The sequence below is a fragment of the Pseudoalteromonas sp. LC2018020214 genome, from assembly GCF_016598755.1.
Lineage (GTDB): Bacteria > Pseudomonadota > Gammaproteobacteria > Enterobacterales > Alteromonadaceae > Pseudoalteromonas > Pseudoalteromonas distincta.
In genome coordinates this window covers 3,321,537-3,337,231 of sequence record NZ_CP066804.1, presented here as the reverse complement: position 1 = coordinate 3,337,231, position 15,695 = coordinate 3,321,537, and the positions used below count along the sequence as shown (strand labels likewise).

General features: G+C 38.0%; 13 protein-coding genes and 1 tRNA gene. 8 read left to right on the top strand and 6 right to left on the bottom strand.

Annotation, left to right across the window (positions count from 1 at the left end):
• Positions 1-206 precede the first annotated feature (206 nt).
• Together proB and JG479_RS14860 are read left to right on the top strand one after the other, a co-directional pair.
• The gene (gene proB, locus JG479_RS14865) at positions 207-1,313 is read left to right on the top strand and encodes a glutamate 5-kinase (RefSeq protein ID WP_002957876.1); all 1,107 of its coding nucleotides are present in this window, start codon (positions 207-209) and stop codon (positions 1,311-1,313) included.
• A complete protein-coding gene (locus JG479_RS14860) occupies positions 1,310-2,557 on the top strand; it encodes a glutamate-5-semialdehyde dehydrogenase (protein ID WP_149603296.1) in 1,248 nt (415 codons plus the stop codon). The genes proB and JG479_RS14860 overlap by 4 nt, the downstream gene beginning before the upstream one ends.
• 72 nt (positions 2,558-2,629) lie before the next feature.
• On the opposite strand, the gene JG479_RS14855 is transcribed toward JG479_RS14860, so the two are convergent.
• The 4 genes from JG479_RS14855 to JG479_RS14840 all read right to left on the bottom strand — a co-directional run bounded on the left by JG479_RS14855 (position 2,630) and on the right by JG479_RS14840 (position 9,632).
• The gene (locus tag JG479_RS14855) at positions 2,630-4,837 is read right to left on the bottom strand and encodes a two-component system response regulator (RefSeq protein WP_200219582.1); all 2,208 of its coding nucleotides are present in this window, start codon (positions 4,835-4,837) and stop codon (positions 2,630-2,632) included.
• Between the two features lie 59 nt (positions 4,838-4,896).
• Complete coding sequence (locus tag JG479_RS14850) at positions 4,897-8,115, bottom strand: ATP-binding protein (protein WP_200219581.1); 3,219 nt, start codon at positions 8,113-8,115, stop codon at positions 4,897-4,899.
• Positions 8,115-9,377, bottom strand: a complete 1,263-nt coding sequence (locus JG479_RS14845) for an ABC transporter substrate-binding protein (protein WP_200219580.1) — start codon at positions 9,375-9,377, stop codon at positions 8,115-8,117. Before JG479_RS14845 ends, JG479_RS14850 begins: the two co-directional genes overlap by 1 nt.
• A gap of 179 nt (positions 9,378-9,556) precedes the next feature.
• Positions 9,557-9,632, bottom strand: a tRNA-Ala gene (locus tag JG479_RS14840).
• Positions 9,633-9,798: 166 nt separating this feature from the next.
• On the opposite strand from JG479_RS14840, the gene JG479_RS14835 reads away from it, so the two are divergent.
• Together JG479_RS14835 and JG479_RS14830 are read left to right on the top strand one after the other, a co-directional pair.
• A complete protein-coding gene (locus JG479_RS14835; RefSeq protein WP_200219579.1) occupies positions 9,799-10,194 on the top strand; it encodes a hypothetical protein in 396 nt (131 codons plus the stop codon).
• 1 nt (position 10,195) lies between these two features.
• Entirely contained in the window at positions 10,196-10,696 is a 501-nt protein-coding gene (locus JG479_RS14830; RefSeq protein WP_200219578.1) for a prolyl-tRNA synthetase associated domain-containing protein, read from the top strand.
• Here the strand turns inward: JG479_RS14830 and JG479_RS14825 are convergent.
• Positions 10,663-11,811 carry an MFS transporter gene (locus JG479_RS14825; protein WP_200219577.1) on the bottom strand — a complete coding sequence of 383 codons (1,149 nt, stop codon included), beginning with the start codon at positions 11,809-11,811 and terminating at the stop codon, positions 10,663-10,665. The genes JG479_RS14830 and JG479_RS14825 overlap by 34 nt on opposite strands.
• A gap of 198 nt (positions 11,812-12,009) precedes the next feature.
• Here JG479_RS14825 and JG479_RS14820 point away from each other — a divergent pair, with 198 nt between their 5' ends.
• The 4 genes from JG479_RS14820 (at position 12,010) to JG479_RS14805 (ending at position 15,191) form a co-directional block, all read left to right on the top strand.
• Entirely contained in the window at positions 12,010-12,549 is a 540-nt protein-coding gene (locus tag JG479_RS14820; protein WP_002957867.1) for a DUF2058 domain-containing protein, read from the top strand.
• Between the two features lie 183 nt (positions 12,550-12,732).
• Entirely contained in the window at positions 12,733-13,056 is a 324-nt protein-coding gene (locus JG479_RS14815) for a c-type cytochrome (protein ID WP_024600212.1), read from the top strand.
• A 165-nt stretch (positions 13,057-13,221) separates the two neighbouring features.
• A complete protein-coding gene (locus JG479_RS14810) occupies positions 13,222-13,989 on the top strand; it encodes a class II aldolase/adducin family protein (RefSeq protein WP_010554363.1) in 768 nt (255 codons plus the stop codon).
• Between the two features lie 26 nt (positions 13,990-14,015).
• Positions 14,016-15,191: a mandelate racemase/muconate lactonizing enzyme family protein gene (locus tag JG479_RS14805; RefSeq protein ID WP_007375956.1), complete on the top strand. Its 1,176-nt coding sequence runs from the start codon at positions 14,016-14,018 to the stop codon at positions 15,189-15,191.
• A 94-nt stretch (positions 15,192-15,285) separates the two neighbouring features.
• Here the strand turns inward: JG479_RS14805 and JG479_RS14800 are convergent, their stop codons facing one another.
• The gene (locus JG479_RS14800; RefSeq protein WP_024595815.1) at positions 15,286-15,657 is read right to left on the bottom strand and encodes a hypothetical protein; all 372 of its coding nucleotides are present in this window, start codon (positions 15,655-15,657) and stop codon (positions 15,286-15,288) included.
• Between the last annotated feature and the right edge of the window lie 38 nt (positions 15,658-15,695).

Genomic DNA, 15,695 nt, shown 5'->3' with positions numbered 1-15,695 from the left:
TTAGTGCTGCTCAATATTATTGGGTTGTTGCTACTTTATACTTAACCTTAAATCTAAGCTTATTGTTTTAGATATGGTTTTCGCGTGTGTGTAAAAAAGTGTTGCCTAAATGAAAGACAAATTCGAAGCTATGTTTTAAACCTAGCTACTTAGTTTTAGCTCGTCTAATTAAGGTGAGCGCAGATAAAATGGAAAGTTGAGCATTTATGCAAAAGTTAAATTGGCGACGTATCGTACTTAAAGTAGGTAGTGCATTAATTGCACCAGATCAAGATGGCTGCCGTTCGCGTTACATATTAACCATCGCACAGTTCATTGTTCGTTGTCGTGCCCGTGGAATCGAGGTGATTTTAGTATCATCGGGTTCTGTAGCGGCTGGTGCGCATTTATTCCCATCAGACAAACCACGCTCTGTGGTAATGAAAAAAGCAATGGCGGCAGCAGGTCAAACAGAAATGATTGCCATGTGGGACCGCTTTTTTGACTTTCCATCTGCGCAGCTATTATTAACGCATGGCGATTTACGTGACCGCGAGCGTTACCAGAGCATTCGTGAAACCGTGTTCACTTTGCTTGAACATGGTGTACTTCCTATCATTAATGAAAACGATGCCGTAACCACCGACGATTTACGAGTAGGTGACAACGATAACTTATCAGCAATGGTCGCAGCAGCTGCCGATGCCGATGCTTTATTAATATTCTCAGACGTAGATGGGCTATATGATAAAAACCCTAACTTACATGATGATGCGGTGTTACTGCCTGAAATAAAATCAATTGATGAATCTATTTATGCTATGGCAGGATGTGCTACAAGTGCGGTAGGTACTGGTGGTATGAAAACTAAAATAGAAGCGGCAGAAAAAGCAACATCACATGGTATCGCGACTTATATTATAAATGGCTTTAAAGAAGAAACATTTACAAAACTGCTAGCTGGAGAAAACCCAGGTAGCGTATTTTTACCGTACGAAAAACCGATGCAGGACTCTATTCATTGGATGACGCATACAGCAAATGAGCAAGGTGAAGTTGTTGTTGATGGATCATTTGATGAATCTCTTGAAGGTGAAAGTGGATGTATTCGTGGTGACGAAATCATGGAAGTTCACGGTGAATTTGCCGTGGGTGATACCATTTTAGTACGTAGTGAAGACGGTACGCGTTTAGCTAAAGCGACCGCAAATTATAGTAGCTGTTTGTTAAACTTTATTGCAGACAACGAACAGAGTGAATTCAGCGAAAAAATGCAGGATTCAATTGGACCAGTTATATCTGAAAAACATATCGCATTATTGGAGAAGTCATGAGTTTAATTACGGACATTTCACGTCAGGCAGCTAAAGCTGCACATACACTTGCTTTACTCGATACCGAGACTAAAAACCAAGTATTAGTTGAAATGGCAGCGGCACTAAGAGAGCAAAAAGCATTTATAATAAAAGAAAATGAAAGTGATTTAAGTGCAGCACGCGACAATAACTTAGCAGCCTCAATGATCGACCGCTTAACGTTAAACGATGAGCGTATTGAAGCAATGGCACAAGGTATTGAAGTAATCGTAAGCCTTGATGATCCTGTTGGTCAGCTGCGTGATATTACTGAGCGCCCAAATGGTATTAAAATTCGCAAAATGCGAGTACCTCTTGGCGTTGTATGTATGATTTACGAAGCACGTCCGAATGTGACAGCAGACGCTGGTGCACTATGTTTTAAATCAGGTAATGGCGTAATTTTACGTGGCGGCAAAGAAGCACTTAGAAGTTCACAAGCTATCGCAAGTGTAATGCACAGCGTACTTGAGAAGCACAACTTACCGGTATCACTTATTTCAGTGATTCCAGATCCAGACCGTGCGCTGTTAATGGAACTGATGCAGCAGCGTGAAAGCATTGATTTAATCATTCCACGCGGCGGCGAGGGTTTAATTAACTTTGTTACTGAAAACAGTACGATCCCAGTAATTCAGCATTACAAAGGCGTTTGTCATCTATATGTAGATAAAGATGCCGACCTAGAAATTGCGCTTAACTTACTGCTTAACGGTAAAACGCAGCGTACCGGTGTTTGTAATGCACTAGAAGGTTTAGTTGTGCATCAAGATGTGGCAGATGAGTTTTTAAATCTGTGTGCAGTTGTATTACGCCAAGAAGGTGTAAAAATAAATGCTGACAGCTTTGCAGCTAAATACTTTGATAACGCAACAGTCCTAGCTGATAACGAGTTTGGTGAAGAGTACCTAGACTTAGAAATCGCTATTCGCGTTGTTCCAAACTTTACGGCAGCGGTTGAACACATTGCACAGTTTGGTTCAAACCATACAGAAGTAATTTGTACTAAAAATGAAGCTGCTGCAGAGTTATTCCAACGTAGTGTTGATGCTTCTGTAGTAATGGTTAACGCATCGTCTCGTTTTTCTGATGGCTCACAATTGGGCCTAGGCGCAGAGATTGGAATAGCTACTTCCAAGCTACATGCATACGGTCCTATGGGCCTCGAGTCACTAACGACCGAAAAGTATTTAGTTAATGGAGTTGGCCAAGTTCGCGAGTAACCGCAAAAATTAAGTCCATAAAAAGCCGAGCATATTCATGCTCGGCTTTTTAGTTTATAAATCACGGTACAGTTATTTTAACTTTTTAAACCAATCACTTGCAGGTTCAGGTCTGTGTAAATAATAGCCTTGCAGAATAACCTCAGGATACTCCTGTAGTAAATCAAAGTGGGACTGGTTCTCTACGCCTTCAGCAACTATCTCGAGTTCAAATAAACGACCTAAGCTTACAATCATATCAATAATTAGTTTATCGTTGTTATCGGTAGGTGCCTCTAAAACAAAAGAACGATCAATTTTAAGTTCTTGTATTGGTAATTGTTTTAGGTAGGTTAAGCTCGAGTATCCAGTACCAAAGTCATCGATTGATACTCTAATACCTAGCTTCTTGAGAAAGTGAACAGCTTCAATAGCCGCTTCCATATGATTAAGTAACGTACCTTCAATTATCTCAATAGTGAGTTGTTGAGGATTAATGTTATGTTGCTTTATCTGTTGGCTAATAAAGTTTAAAAAACGCGCTTCATGAAAGTGCCTGCCACTTATATTAATTGATAAGTTTAACTCAGGGTGAGTTTTACTAAGTTGCGTTAGTATTTCAAGTGCATTTGAAGTTACCCAGCAATCTAAATCATAAATTATGTCTGACTCTTCCGCTATAGATATAAACTCACCAGGGCTTATAAAGCCTTTTTGAGGGTGCTCCCATCTTAATAAAACCTCAGCGCCCTTAAGGGTTTGGTTTCGATCAAATTGGGATTGTAAATATAGCGATAGCTCATTATTAGAAATAGCTTTACGTAAATCTTGTTCTATTTCAAAGCGGCGTTTTGCTTGCTCGCCAAATGAAGTATCAAAAAAGGTAACTCTATTGCCGCCTTTCTCTTTTGCTTTGTAACAGGCCGCTTCACAGTTACGAATAGTCTCAATAGCGCTTTCCCATTGATCTTCTCGTGGAAAAATATACGTACCAATACTGACCGTTAAGCTAACCTCTTGCTCATCCACTTTAAATGGATGGTTTATACCTATAAGTAGCTCTTGGGCTTTATTTTCAGCCATAGCTTGAGCTCTAGCTCTGCCCACACCTTTTTCAACTGTACACAGCACTGCAAACTCATCACTGCCTAAGCGAGCAATAACATCTTTTTTACTCACCTTAGAATGAATTCGTTTAGTTAATTCTTTAAGAATGTAATCGCCAGCGAGTAAGCCTAATCCATCATTAATTGAGTGGAAGCTGTCTATATCAATAATATAAATATAGGCATAACTATTTTCGGTACTATAAACCTGAAGTTGCTGCTCTAACTGCTTTAAAAACCCATTTCGGTTTGGTAAACCCGTAAGTTCATCATGCCATGTAAGGTAATGAATTCTTTCTTGGGTTACTTTAACGCTCGAAATATCACTAAATACACCAATATAGTGCACGTTAGTATCTTGCTCACCCTTTACCATACTGAGCGTTAGTAGCTCAGGGTAAAGCTCGCCATTTTTTCGTCTAGTTACAAGTTCTCCACTCCAATAGCCTGCTTGATTTGCATGTTCCCATACTTGGTCAAAGCTAATACTAGGATGGTTATTTTGTTTAATATCGTGCAACTGCATTTGCAGTGAGTCTGATTCACAGTAACCGGTTATACGACAAAATGAAGGGTTTACAGCAATAATTTTGCCATTACTATCGGTAATAACAACACCATCGGCGGTTCCCGTTAGGGCTTGGTAAAATAACTTTTGTTTTGATGAGAGTTCTTTTAATTCTTCTTCACGCTGGCTTAGCTCTTGTATTAGCGATTCTATTTCGAGTAGTTTGTCGTGCAGGTCAAAGTTTTTTTCTATTAACCTGTCTAGCATGCCTTGCGCTGTAATATGAGTGCGAATGCGTGCTCTAACTAGAGCTAGTTTGTAAGGCTTATGTATGTAATCAATTGCGCCCATCGCGAAGCCTTTTTCTTCAGACTCTTCTTCGGTAAGCGCTGTTACAAATATGACGGGGATGCCTTTGGTATTTTGTTTCGCCTTGAGTATATTGCATACTTCGTAGCCGTCCATGCCTGGCATCATTATGTCTAATAAAATCAAGTCAGGGCGAGTTGACTCAACAAATACTAATGCTTGTTCACCACTAGTAGAAATACGAACATCGTAGTCAGTTAAAAGTCCTTCAACTAATACGTGTAAATTACTAGGTTCGTCATCAACAATAAGAATTAAAGGTTTATGCTTTTTCTCTGTAGTTAATCCATTACTGTTTGCGAGATAATTTGAATGCACTATCTATCCTTCTTTGCGTTCTTTGCAATATTAAATCTAGTTCAGGTTAGTGGTTATGCCTAATTTTTATTATCGTTTCTATATTTATCAATCAGCTCTATTACTAGCGCGTAGTTAAAATGATCAATTGCTTCTTTGAGCTTAAATAGAGAGTGGCCTCTCTCATATTGATTCATTTCTAGCTGTCTAACCAAACTGCTAGGTACGGGGCGAGCCGTTAGTGCTAATGAGTATATATTATCGATAACCGAGTCTTCGTTTTCTAGTTGATGTAGCTGTATATGTTCTTTTTTAAAGTTATCAGCTATCAAAAATTGTTTTACAGCAAAAAGTGTAAGAGTTAATTGCTCATTAAAGCTAGATAAGTTAATACTCTTCTCATCTATTAAGTTTTTCTCAATACTTTGCGTGCTTTGTTGCAGTAGCTCCAAGCCTAGTGTTCCGGCCAAGCCTTTGAGTGTATGTACTAGTCGAATTAAGCTTTCTAACTCTCTATTTTTGATTAATATATCAGCTTTAGTTGAAAAGTCATTGTAATCGTTGACAAACTGAGTAAATAATTTAGCTAACAATTCATCATTGTTTTCTACGTTTTCTTTTGCCAGCTGCAGATTAATTGTATTTAATGGTTTGTTACTTTGTAGGTGTTTTTCTATACTTTCGAAAAGAGCATCAAAAATAATGGGTTTTACTAAAAAGTCATCCATACCCGCTCTAAACGCTGCTTTTTTATCATTAGGATCTGCGGCTGCTGTAATTGCAATTATGGGAGTTTTGTAGCCCCGCTCTCTTAATATACTTGTTGCCTCTAAGCCGTCCATAACTGGCATTTGAACATCCATAAAAATAATATCAATGTCATTTGTCTCTACTTTACCTAATGCATCATGTCCATCATTAGCAATGATCACGGCCATATCTAACCTTGCTAAAAGGGCAGAAGCTATTTCTTGGTTAATTCTATTATCATCAACAACTAATGCATTAAAACCCGAGAATTTAGGATGAGGCTTTAATTGCTTTTCTTTAAAATTATTTGGTGAAAGCTTTCTTAAAATTTCTACTTCACTATTCTTATTACCAATAATTGTAATGTCTATACTTTCATTTTTTGCAATTGGTTCTGGAGACTCTTCATCGGTAATTAATAAAATAAGTTTCAATTTTTCATTAACGTTTTTATTTTGAGCGTACAGTTGTTGTAAAATAAAGTTATCGTTGAGCTCTTTTTCTTTTATCGACATTATTACAATACTAAATGGGCTATTAGGTTGAGCCATTTTCGCAATGGCTCTTAATGGTTCTTGTGTGGTTTCTGTTGTTATATTTATATCACTTAGTAAGTCCATTAATTTTTTAATTTGCTCATTATCAGGGCTAATTAATAAGGCGTGTTTTTTAAGCTTTTGTTGCTCAGATAAAGTAAAGGGTAGAGTAAAGAAAAACTCGCTACCTTGATTAATCGTGCTCCTTACTTGTATATCTCCGCCCAGCAATTTAGTTAATTGTTTGCTTATAGTGAGTCCTAAACCGGTCCCACCATACTTTCTTGTTGTGCTTGAATCACCTTGCGAGAAAGACTGGAATATAATTTTTGATTGCTCTTCAGTCATCCCAATACCCGTGTCTTTTATACTAAAGCGAAGGTTTATTGTTTTTTCGTGTTGAGATGTCGCTTCTATAATTAATGATATTTCACCATGCTCAGTAAACTTAATTGCGTTACCTACACAGTTATTTATTATTTGGCTTAAGTGCATTGGGTCGCCAATAAGTTCAAGCCCTGCATCAACGTGTAAAGTAAAGTTTAATAACAAACCTTTTTGCTTGGCATTTGTTGAGAATAAATTTTGAACGTTAGAAACTATAGTATGTAAGGTAAAAGGGATTTGCTCTAACTGAACTTTTTCCGATTCTAGCTTAGAAAAATCCAGAATATTGTTTAAAATCTGCAATAAATTTTGAGCACTTGAAAAAGCTTTATCTGCGTAGTGTTTTTGCCTTGAGGGAAGCTCGCTGCTTTGTAAAAGTTGCAACATACCTAATATGCCATTCATTGGGGTGCGAAGTTCATGACTCATATTGGCTACAAAATCTATTTTTGTTTTATTGGCTTTATCGGTTTGCTCCATGGCACTCGTCAGGTCGGCATTCATTGCTTCCATTTGGGAATTTAATACGCGGGTTTCATTGAGTAGCTCTTTGGTTTGCTTATTTTTTAAATATAAAGCGTTAGCTGCTTTTATTACCGATGCTATTTCAGTTTGATTTTGGCTGTTATTTGAAATAGTTACTGGCTTTTCGCTATTCATATCTTTAAGTAATAAAGTGAGCTGAGTAATTGGTTTTATAACCGATCTAAAAATAAAATAGCTTAAAAATAAAATGATTAACATAATTAAAACGGCAAATATATTTGCCTGTTCTGTATTTTTTGTTAAGTGGCTACTTAGTAGCTCTTCTGTTTTGATTAGTTTATTTTTTTCTATATTTTTAATTTCATTAGTTAAATACAGCAATTCGTTTTCTATGCCTGTAAGCACTACATTTACAGAAAAAGTGTAGCTACGGGTGAGTAATACAAGTTGGTTATAAGCTTGTTTTAAGCTTGTTGTTTTATTGGAGAGGGATTCATTTATTACAGAGGTGCTCGTTAGTTTTTTATGTAAGTGATTTAAGTTTTGTTTTACATTTTGTGCTTCATCAAAATTAGGTTTATAGAGGTAGCTTATAATTGCATGTTTTAAATTACTTATTGTGAGTAAAACATCGTTAAAAATAACTTTATTATCATTGTTTGAAGACCCTTCTAAATCACTAATTGTTACTTGTAAGTCATCAATAGGTTGTTTGAACTGAGTAATGTAAAGGTGTTCGCGTTTTTGTCTGTTTACGACAACTTGGCCAAATGTATCTTGGTAATTATTTAAATACTCGCCAAGGCGTATTAGTGAGTTTTGATACTCAGGGGTCTGGTTTTGAGTGTTTGTTTTTAGCTGCTCGAGATTTAGATTTGCCTTATTTAAGTAAAAATTAAATTTGGTAATCGTATTTTCATTTGCATTGTCAATAAATGAAACTGCATGCCCTTGCAGGGAAATAATATCGTTTTCTAAGTTAGTTACAGCTTCACTTTGAATAAGCGCGTTATGTTGCGATTTTTGCAAGTTAAGTAAAGACGTTTGCGAATAGTTAAACAAATAGCTCTGTAAAAGAAGTAATCCAATCAGCGAACACAGAGCTAATATTATTTTTGATTTAATTGAGTTTATTATCATTATCGGCTAATCAACTCATACCATTTTTGCAGGCTGTAGTCATAGGTTGGCATAACTGTATTCCACACTGCTACATTACTAAAGCGTTTATGGTAACTACCGCCATTACGTTGCCCACCTGCTTTTACTGCTACGTCGCCATTGGTATTTAATAAATCTATGTTTGTTGCTTTTCCACCGTACCAGTAATCCCATTCAGACTGAGATAGGAGTAGTTTAGAGCGCTGCGGGTTACTAATGTAATAACCTTGGCGAGCAATAAATGCACCAGGCCAGCCTGAAAGCCACCAATTCATATAATCGTAAGCTGCATCTTTTGCGCTACTTTGTATTTGTGACGATAAACACATAACACCATGCCAGCCTCGGTAGCCTTCTTTTGGCGCGGCAAATTGAACATTAATATTTTGGCTGTTTAATGCAGAAACTGCAGGCGAAAACATGCTTTCTATATGGGCTCGCTTACTTCTCATAAATTCAATCGACTCAGGAACCGAATTCCAATAGCCACTAAAGTGACCTTGGCGTTTAAAGTCGAGTAATATACTAAACAACCTATCAAGTTCTGGGCGGGTCATTGCACCTATATTGTTAAATTTTATAAGTCCTTTACTTTGTGCTGCTAGGGCTAGGTCAAATAATCCAATGGTAGGCGCATTTACAATAGCTACTTTACCTCTGTTCTCGTCATCAAGCAGCCAACTCCAGCTTTCTGTTTCGTATGCTATACCTGGCTTAATAAAGTCGGTGTTGTAACCAAAAGAGTCAACATTATGCACATAAGGTAAAAAGCTAAGATGATCGCTTTCTTGTGCGCTTAATGTGCCATCGGGTTGAACATTTAATAATTTATAGGGGGCATCACCTGCACCAATACTTGCAGTTTCGGTTAGTTTTCCCGTTTTAGTAAGTGGATTTATCTCGTTAAAGTAGGTGAGTCGTTTTTTTTCTATTGGCTGAATGGAACCTGCATCCCAAAGCACATTAATGCTGTCTGACCATTGTTCGTATAAATCAAAGGAGCTAGGGTCCATTGATGCCTTTTGCAAAACAGCAGCGCTGCCTGCGGGAGTAAATTCTATATTAATACCCAAGTCACTCATCGCTTGTTTGCGGATAGCCTCTTGGAGTGTTACATGCGTGCCAAGCACTCTTAATGTGACTTTTTTTCGGGCAAAAACATAAGGCGCATGTGTTATTGCACCAGCTGTTAAACCTATTGCAGCTAGCTTTTTTAGCGTTGAACGCTTAGGGTTGTCCATGTTAAGCCTAAAGTACTAATGTGTGACATTATGTATAGCTAAGAACTTGTAAAGACACAAGTTGAATGGATAAATTTAAAATTATATAGAATGAAAAATTAGAATAGTAGGGTGTCAAAAAATAATAAAAACAATGGAAAAATAGAAGAGTAGAACGAATTTGAAAAGGAGTAGGAAAGTGGTGGAGCTAAGCAGGATCGAACTGCTGACCTCCTGCGTGCAAGGCAGGCGCTCTCCCAGCTGAGCTATAGCCCCACATTCCTAAGTTACATATAATGTAACTGCTTGACTGCTGAGTTCCAAGCGGGACGAACTTTAAGTTTTTTTATAAATTTGGTCAAGTATTTTTTCGTAAATTTTCACTGTTTACGTCAATTTTTGTTAGACTCGGCTTAATTCAAAACTAAAACGATAAAAAACAATGAAAAAATGTGTTCTAGCGCTTATGGTTTTACTCGCTGGCTGTGCCTCAAATGATGAGCCGCCTTTTGAAATAAATAATAAACAGTTTCACGAAAAGCAAGATGATCAAGGCAATAAGCTTTTTGCTTATGTTGTTTCGGTAAAAGCTAAGCATCGTGAAAACTTTAACCTTGACCGTGGTCCTAATAAGAGACCAAGTCGTGGTGAGGTTAAGCAGTATATAGAGAAAGAGCATTTTGAAGAGTCGAGCATTCTGAAGTTACAGCTAGAAGACCAAGCAGTTGAATTATTAAATCAAGAGCTAAAAGATCGTAAGTATTGCGACAATAAGCATGAAGTTAATGATGTTTTATGGCGAGATTTGAGTGTACAACTAAGAGGGCGTTGTTTGTAATATGTTGGCTGATAAAACTAAGTTAGCAGAGCTTTTGGCGCACCTAAATATTAACTATGATGTAATAGAGCATCCGCCGCTGCATACTAGCTTAGCAGCAGATGAGTATATGATTGAGCGCCCAGGTACTCGTCTTAAAAACCTATTTTTACGCGATAACGAAGGCAAGCGACACTTTTTAGTTATTACAGCGCACAATAAGCAACTCGACTTAAAGGCACTATCAAAGCAACAAGGGCTTTCACGCTTAGGGTTTGCATCGAGTGAGCGGCTAGCTAAATATTTAAAAGTGGCTCCTGGGTGTGTATCTATGTTGGCTCTTTTAAATGATAGGCAAAACGAAGTGAGCTTATGGGTTGACCAAGATATTTGGCACGGTGATTTGTTTCATTGTCATCCGTTTGAAAACACCCAAACATGGTTGCTTAGTAAAGCCGATTTAGAAACATTTTTTAATTACACAAAGCATCAACCGCGCGTTGTATTTTTACCCTCAAAATAAGCCCACATAATTAACGATAAACCACATAAGCAAACCGCAAGCAGCGTAAACATAAACGCTGTTTGCCCATGATGTTGGTATACCACACCGGGTAATAACGACCCCAATGCGCCACCACTGTAATAAAACGATACATATCCGCCATTGGTTACACTTGGTGGGGCTTTACTGATTTTATTAACGAGTGGTGCGGCAGTTGAATGAATCACAAACATAGCACCACAAAACAAAGTAAATGCGATTAAAAATAAGCTAAGCTGATGGCTCATTAATAAAATAATACTCACACTATAAAAACTAAATACCGCAGTTAATAAATGCCAAGGCGAAGGGACTTTTTTAAGTAACCAAGGTGCAGCAATAGAGGCGAGGGCACCAATTAAATAACCACTGTAAACTAAACCTATGTCACGAGTATTGGTAATTAAAAACGTGTTTTGTAATATAAACGGTAAGTAATTAAGCAGTGCAGCGAAGCAAAAAAACATACAAAAAACGGCGCCGTAAACTTTAAGTACAGCGCCTTCTTTAAGTTGTTTAATGTAATCGAGTGGGGAGAGCTGCGACTGTTTAGCTGGGTTTGTAAAGCGAGAATGCTTAACTGTCAAAGCTAAGCAAATAAGCATAAAAGCAATTACGTAATAAAAGCTCTGCCAATTCCATAAGTCGCTAAACAAAGCGGCAAGCACACGTCCAAAGTAACCACCAACTATACTGCTACCAATATATAGGGTCATATTTTTTTGAAGTGTATCAGCGCTATAACTCATGCCTATATAGCTAGTCATTGCTGTTAAAGCTGCGGGGAGCGTTAAACCTTGTAAAAATCTGACTAATAATAAAAGCTCAAAGCTAGGTACATAAATAAAAAGTAAGCAGCTAAGGCCTAAAAGCACCATTGCAATACGTAATATAAGTAGTGGGTTTATTTTTGCTAAAAATAAACCGTAAACGAGCGGGGCAATGGCTAAGGGCAGCATAGTTGCAGTCATTAAGCTGCCAGCTACCGCAGGGGCTACATTAAATTCGCTCGCAAAAAGGCTAAGTAGAGGTTGTGGTGCATAAAGTACAAAAAATATAAATACCGAGCAAACGAGTAGATGAGGTAAACGCATTATATGGCTTATACATTTGCTGATTGGTTGTCTGGTATTGTATTAAAAATTGCTTTTAATTCATAATTAAAACCATAGTCATTGCGCTATATCATGGTTTGTTTTAACTAGTTTGCTAGATTAATGTCGATAGCGCTGTTATTTGAACTCGTTGGTGATTAAAATAGCGATAATATTAGTTTTTAGTGGAACAAAGCCATGGGTTCATTACAAGACCAATTGCTTCAAGCAGGATTAACAACATCGCATAATGCTAAAGTTGCTAAATCAGAAAAGCGTAAGCAACAAAAAAAGCAAAAGAAAGGGGCTACTAGCAACCCAAGTGATCTGCAAAAGCATATTCAACAAACCAAGCTAGAGCAGCAAAAAAAAGCTGAAGAGCTTAACCAAACACGCCAAGTGAGCTTAAAGCAGCGCGAACAAGAAGCGCGTGTTAAACAAATTTTAGAGCACCACAACCAAGACGCTATTCGTGGTGAGCGCACATTTAATTTTACTTATCAAAACAAAGTAAAAAATATCGACGTGAACGAGAAAACGCAAAAAGCGTTATCGGGCGGTCGTTTAGCTATTTGTGTACTAGAAGGGCAATTTTACGTATTAGACGACGAACCAGCACGCAAAGTGGCTGAAGTTGACGAAAAGTATATTGTTTTTCATGTAGAGCCAGAAAACAAACCAAAAGATGAAGATGACCCGTACGCAGACTTTGAAGTACCAGATGATATAGTGTGGTAATAGTTTATTAAGGGTAAGCTCATTTTTATTTGCTAAAGTATATAAAAGTGAGACAGAAACGAGTTAGCGGTTTTTGGTTAAGTTGATCGTCTAGTGTCGTTTCGTACGTATGCTTTTTATTTGATTGTTTACTACAATCAATAGAACAGTTTTTCTAACCGTCAAAAAAGAAGAGTAAATACAATGAGCAAGATGAAAACACTACTATTAGGCGCGGGTATTACTTTAGCCGCAAGCTTCTCGTTTAATGCAGCAGCGGCCGATGGCGCCACACTTTATACCGCTAAGAATTGTCAAACTTGTCATGGCGCTGAAGGTAAAGCACCAATTATGGGTATGTACCCTAAACTAAACGGTCAAAATAAAGACTACTTAGTAGCGCAAATGAAAGATATTAAGTCAGGTGCACGTAATAACGGTATGACCATGGCTATGAAAGCAATGGTTGCAACGGTAACTGATGAAGAGTTTGAAGCAATTGCAGATTACCTAGCTAACGTAAAATAATTTACGCAGCTATACCATTTTAATACAATTGGTATTTTAGTTTTACAAACAGCCACACAATAGTGTGGCTGTTTTGTTTGGTGTTTGCTATAAAATAGAGACTGCTTTAGACTTCTAAACATCTGTTCGTACAGGTTAATAATGTACGTTTTTAAAAGGCTCATTATGTTTGATTTACCCCAACTCGATTTAAAAAATAAAGTATCAGCACAAGAGTGGCAACTTCGTGTTGATTTAGCCGCATGTTATAGACTGGTAGAGCACTTTCGTTGGGGGGATTTAATCTATACGCATTTATCAGCACGTTTGCCTGGCACCGACCACTACTTAGTGAATGCGTTTGGTTTAACCTTTGATGAAGTAACTGCCTCTAATTTAGTAAAGGTAGACTTAGACGGCAACATTATTGACGATACGCCATTTAGTATTAATCCAGCTGGTTTTACTATTCACAGTGCGATTCACGAGGTACGCGAAGACGCTCATTGTGTTATTCACCTTCATACCAAAGAAACAATCGCAGTCGCCACACAAAAAAATGGTTTATTACCGCTTAGCCAATATTCAATGTTTTCACTGCCATCGCTTTCTTATCATGGTTACGAAGGGCTTGCAGTAAACGACGACGAGCGAAAAGTGCTGCAAGATGATTTGGGCAGCACTAACCATATGTTATTGGTGAATCATGGTGGCTTAACAGTAGGCCCAACGGTAGGCGATGCGTTTATGCGCTTTTATGATTTACAGCGAGCGTGTGAAATTCAACTAGCGCTACAATCAAGCTCGCAAGAGGTGATTGAAGTACCGCAACCTATAATCGACAATATTTATAATCAAGCAAACGTAGTACACAGTGGCAGCACCGGCGGGCAACTTGCGTGGCCTGCAATGTTACGTAAAGCGTATCGACTTGACCCTAGTTTTGCAAAATAACCCATAGCGGTTAATAAGGAATTTTAATGAAAGTAAATCGCGTTGAAGTATTTGATATTCACTGTCCTGATAGACCTTCTTGGACACCTGTGTTTGTACGAATTCATACTGACGAAGGTATTAGTGGTGTTGGCGAAGCGGGCCTTGCATACGATTTAGGTCACAGTGCTGCAGCGGCTATGATTAAAGAAATGGCCGACGCCTTTTTAATCGGCCACGACCCATTTCAAACAGAAAAACTATGGTCTCGTATGTTACGTGAGAGCTTTTGGGGTTTAGGCGGCGGACCTGTTGTATATGCTGCAATGAGCGCAATTGATACCGCACTTTGGGATATAAAAGGTAAAGCGCTTGGTTTACCTGTATACCAGTTATTAGGCGGTAAAGTTAACGACAAACTACGCACTTACGCATCGCAATTACAGTTTGACTGGGATAGCGAATTTAAAGCCCTAGTACAACCGCAAGAATATGCAGAAGCGGCTTTAAAGGCGATGGCCGAAGGTTACGATGCAGTAAAAGTAGATCCAATTCAGTACGATAAAGACGGTAATACTTATTACGATCGTACAAAGATAATTTCACGTACCGAAATGAAGCTATACCGTGCGCGCATGCAAGCTATTCGCGAAGCAGTAGGCGACGAAGTAGACATTATTTTTGAATGCCACAGTTTACCAGGCGTGACAACAGCCATTCAGTTGGGTGAAATTGCAGAAGAATTTGACTGTATGTACTTTGAAGAGCCAGTTAACTACCTAAACCACTCATTACATGCAAAAGTAGCAGATAAAGTTAATGTGCCAATTGCTGGTGGTGAACGTTTGTATAATCGCTGGGGTGTGCGCCCGTATTTAGAAGATCAAAGTATTGATGTTCTGCAACCTGATATTGGTTTATGTGGTGGCTTTACCGAAACTAAAAAAGTATGTGATTACGCAGATATCTTTGATGTGCGTATTCAAGCTCACGTATGTGGCGGGCCTGTTGCAACAGCAGCATCACTGCACTTAGAAACGGCTATCCCTAACTTTTTGATTCATGAGCACCACACTTATGCGATTAAAAAGTGGAACCGCGAGTTATGTTTACAAGACCCACAACCTAAAAATGGTTTCTTTGAAGTGTCAGAAGAGCCAGGGTTGGGTATTGAATTAAATGATGAGATTGTTATGCGTTCTCAACGCGTAGAAATAAAATAATAGTCTTTTAACCTAACTTTAGGTCATGCATTAAAAAGCCGGTAAGTGATTAGCCACTTACCGGCTTTTACTTGTTTGGTAAAGTTTTAGCTTGTTATAACTCGTTAATTCTACATTCTACGTCTTTAAGCTCAATAGTGGCTTTACTATCAAGGTGGCGTATATAGCATTGCTTGCCTTTAATCATCAATTCAAACTGATCGGGTGTATTGCGACTTTGCGTGTCGATAATATTATTACCATCCACATTGCTAAGGGTTACTGTGCTGCTGGTAGTAAATACATTCTCAGCTAATTGAGTTTCTTGTATATGTACAAGTGTTTTAATTGCTTTGCTAACGGCTGTTTTATTTGGCTTTGCCAGTAGAGCATGTTGCAGCTTAGGTGTAGGGTCTGGATTTTGAGATATGCAGCCATTGAGAAAAAACGCAGAAAATACAACGATTAGTAAAAAGTACATTTTCATAAATTGGCCGTATTATTATAAAAAGAGAGTTTAATATA

Excerpts from the sequence above, each read along its gene's own strand:
- proB (WP_002957876.1), top strand. The coding sequence starts at position 207 with ATGCAAAAGTTAAATTGGCGACGTATCGTACTTAAAGTAGGTAGTGCA.
- JG479_RS14830 (WP_200219578.1), top strand. The coding sequence starts at position 10,196 with ATGTTGGCTGATAAAACTAAGTTAGCAGAGCTTTTGGCGCACCTAAAT.
- JG479_RS14835 (WP_200219579.1), top strand. The coding sequence starts at position 9,799 with ATGAAAAAATGTGTTCTAGCGCTTATGGTTTTACTCGCTGGCTGTGCC.
- JG479_RS14845 (WP_200219580.1), bottom strand. The coding sequence starts at position 9,377 with ATGGACAACCCTAAGCGTTCAACGCTAAAAAAGCTAGCTGCAATAGGT.
- JG479_RS14815 (WP_024600212.1), top strand. The coding sequence starts at position 12,733 with ATGAGCAAGATGAAAACACTACTATTAGGCGCGGGTATTACTTTAGCC.
- JG479_RS14800 (WP_024595815.1), bottom strand. The coding sequence starts at position 15,657 with ATGAAAATGTACTTTTTACTAATCGTTGTATTTTCTGCGTTTTTTCTC.
- JG479_RS14860 (WP_149603296.1), top strand. The coding sequence starts at position 1,310 with ATGAGTTTAATTACGGACATTTCACGTCAGGCAGCTAAAGCTGCACAT.
- JG479_RS14825 (WP_200219577.1), bottom strand. The coding sequence starts at position 11,811 with ATGCGTTTACCTCATCTACTCGTTTGCTCGGTATTTATATTTTTTGTA.
- JG479_RS14820 (WP_002957867.1), top strand. The coding sequence starts at position 12,010 with ATGGGTTCATTACAAGACCAATTGCTTCAAGCAGGATTAACAACATCG.
- JG479_RS14805 (WP_007375956.1), top strand. The coding sequence starts at position 14,016 with ATGAAAGTAAATCGCGTTGAAGTATTTGATATTCACTGTCCTGATAGA.
- JG479_RS14850 (WP_200219581.1), bottom strand. The coding sequence starts at position 8,115 with ATGATAATAAACTCAATTAAATCAAAAATAATATTAGCTCTGTGTTCG.
- JG479_RS14810 (WP_010554363.1), top strand. The coding sequence starts at position 13,222 with ATGTTTGATTTACCCCAACTCGATTTAAAAAATAAAGTATCAGCACAA.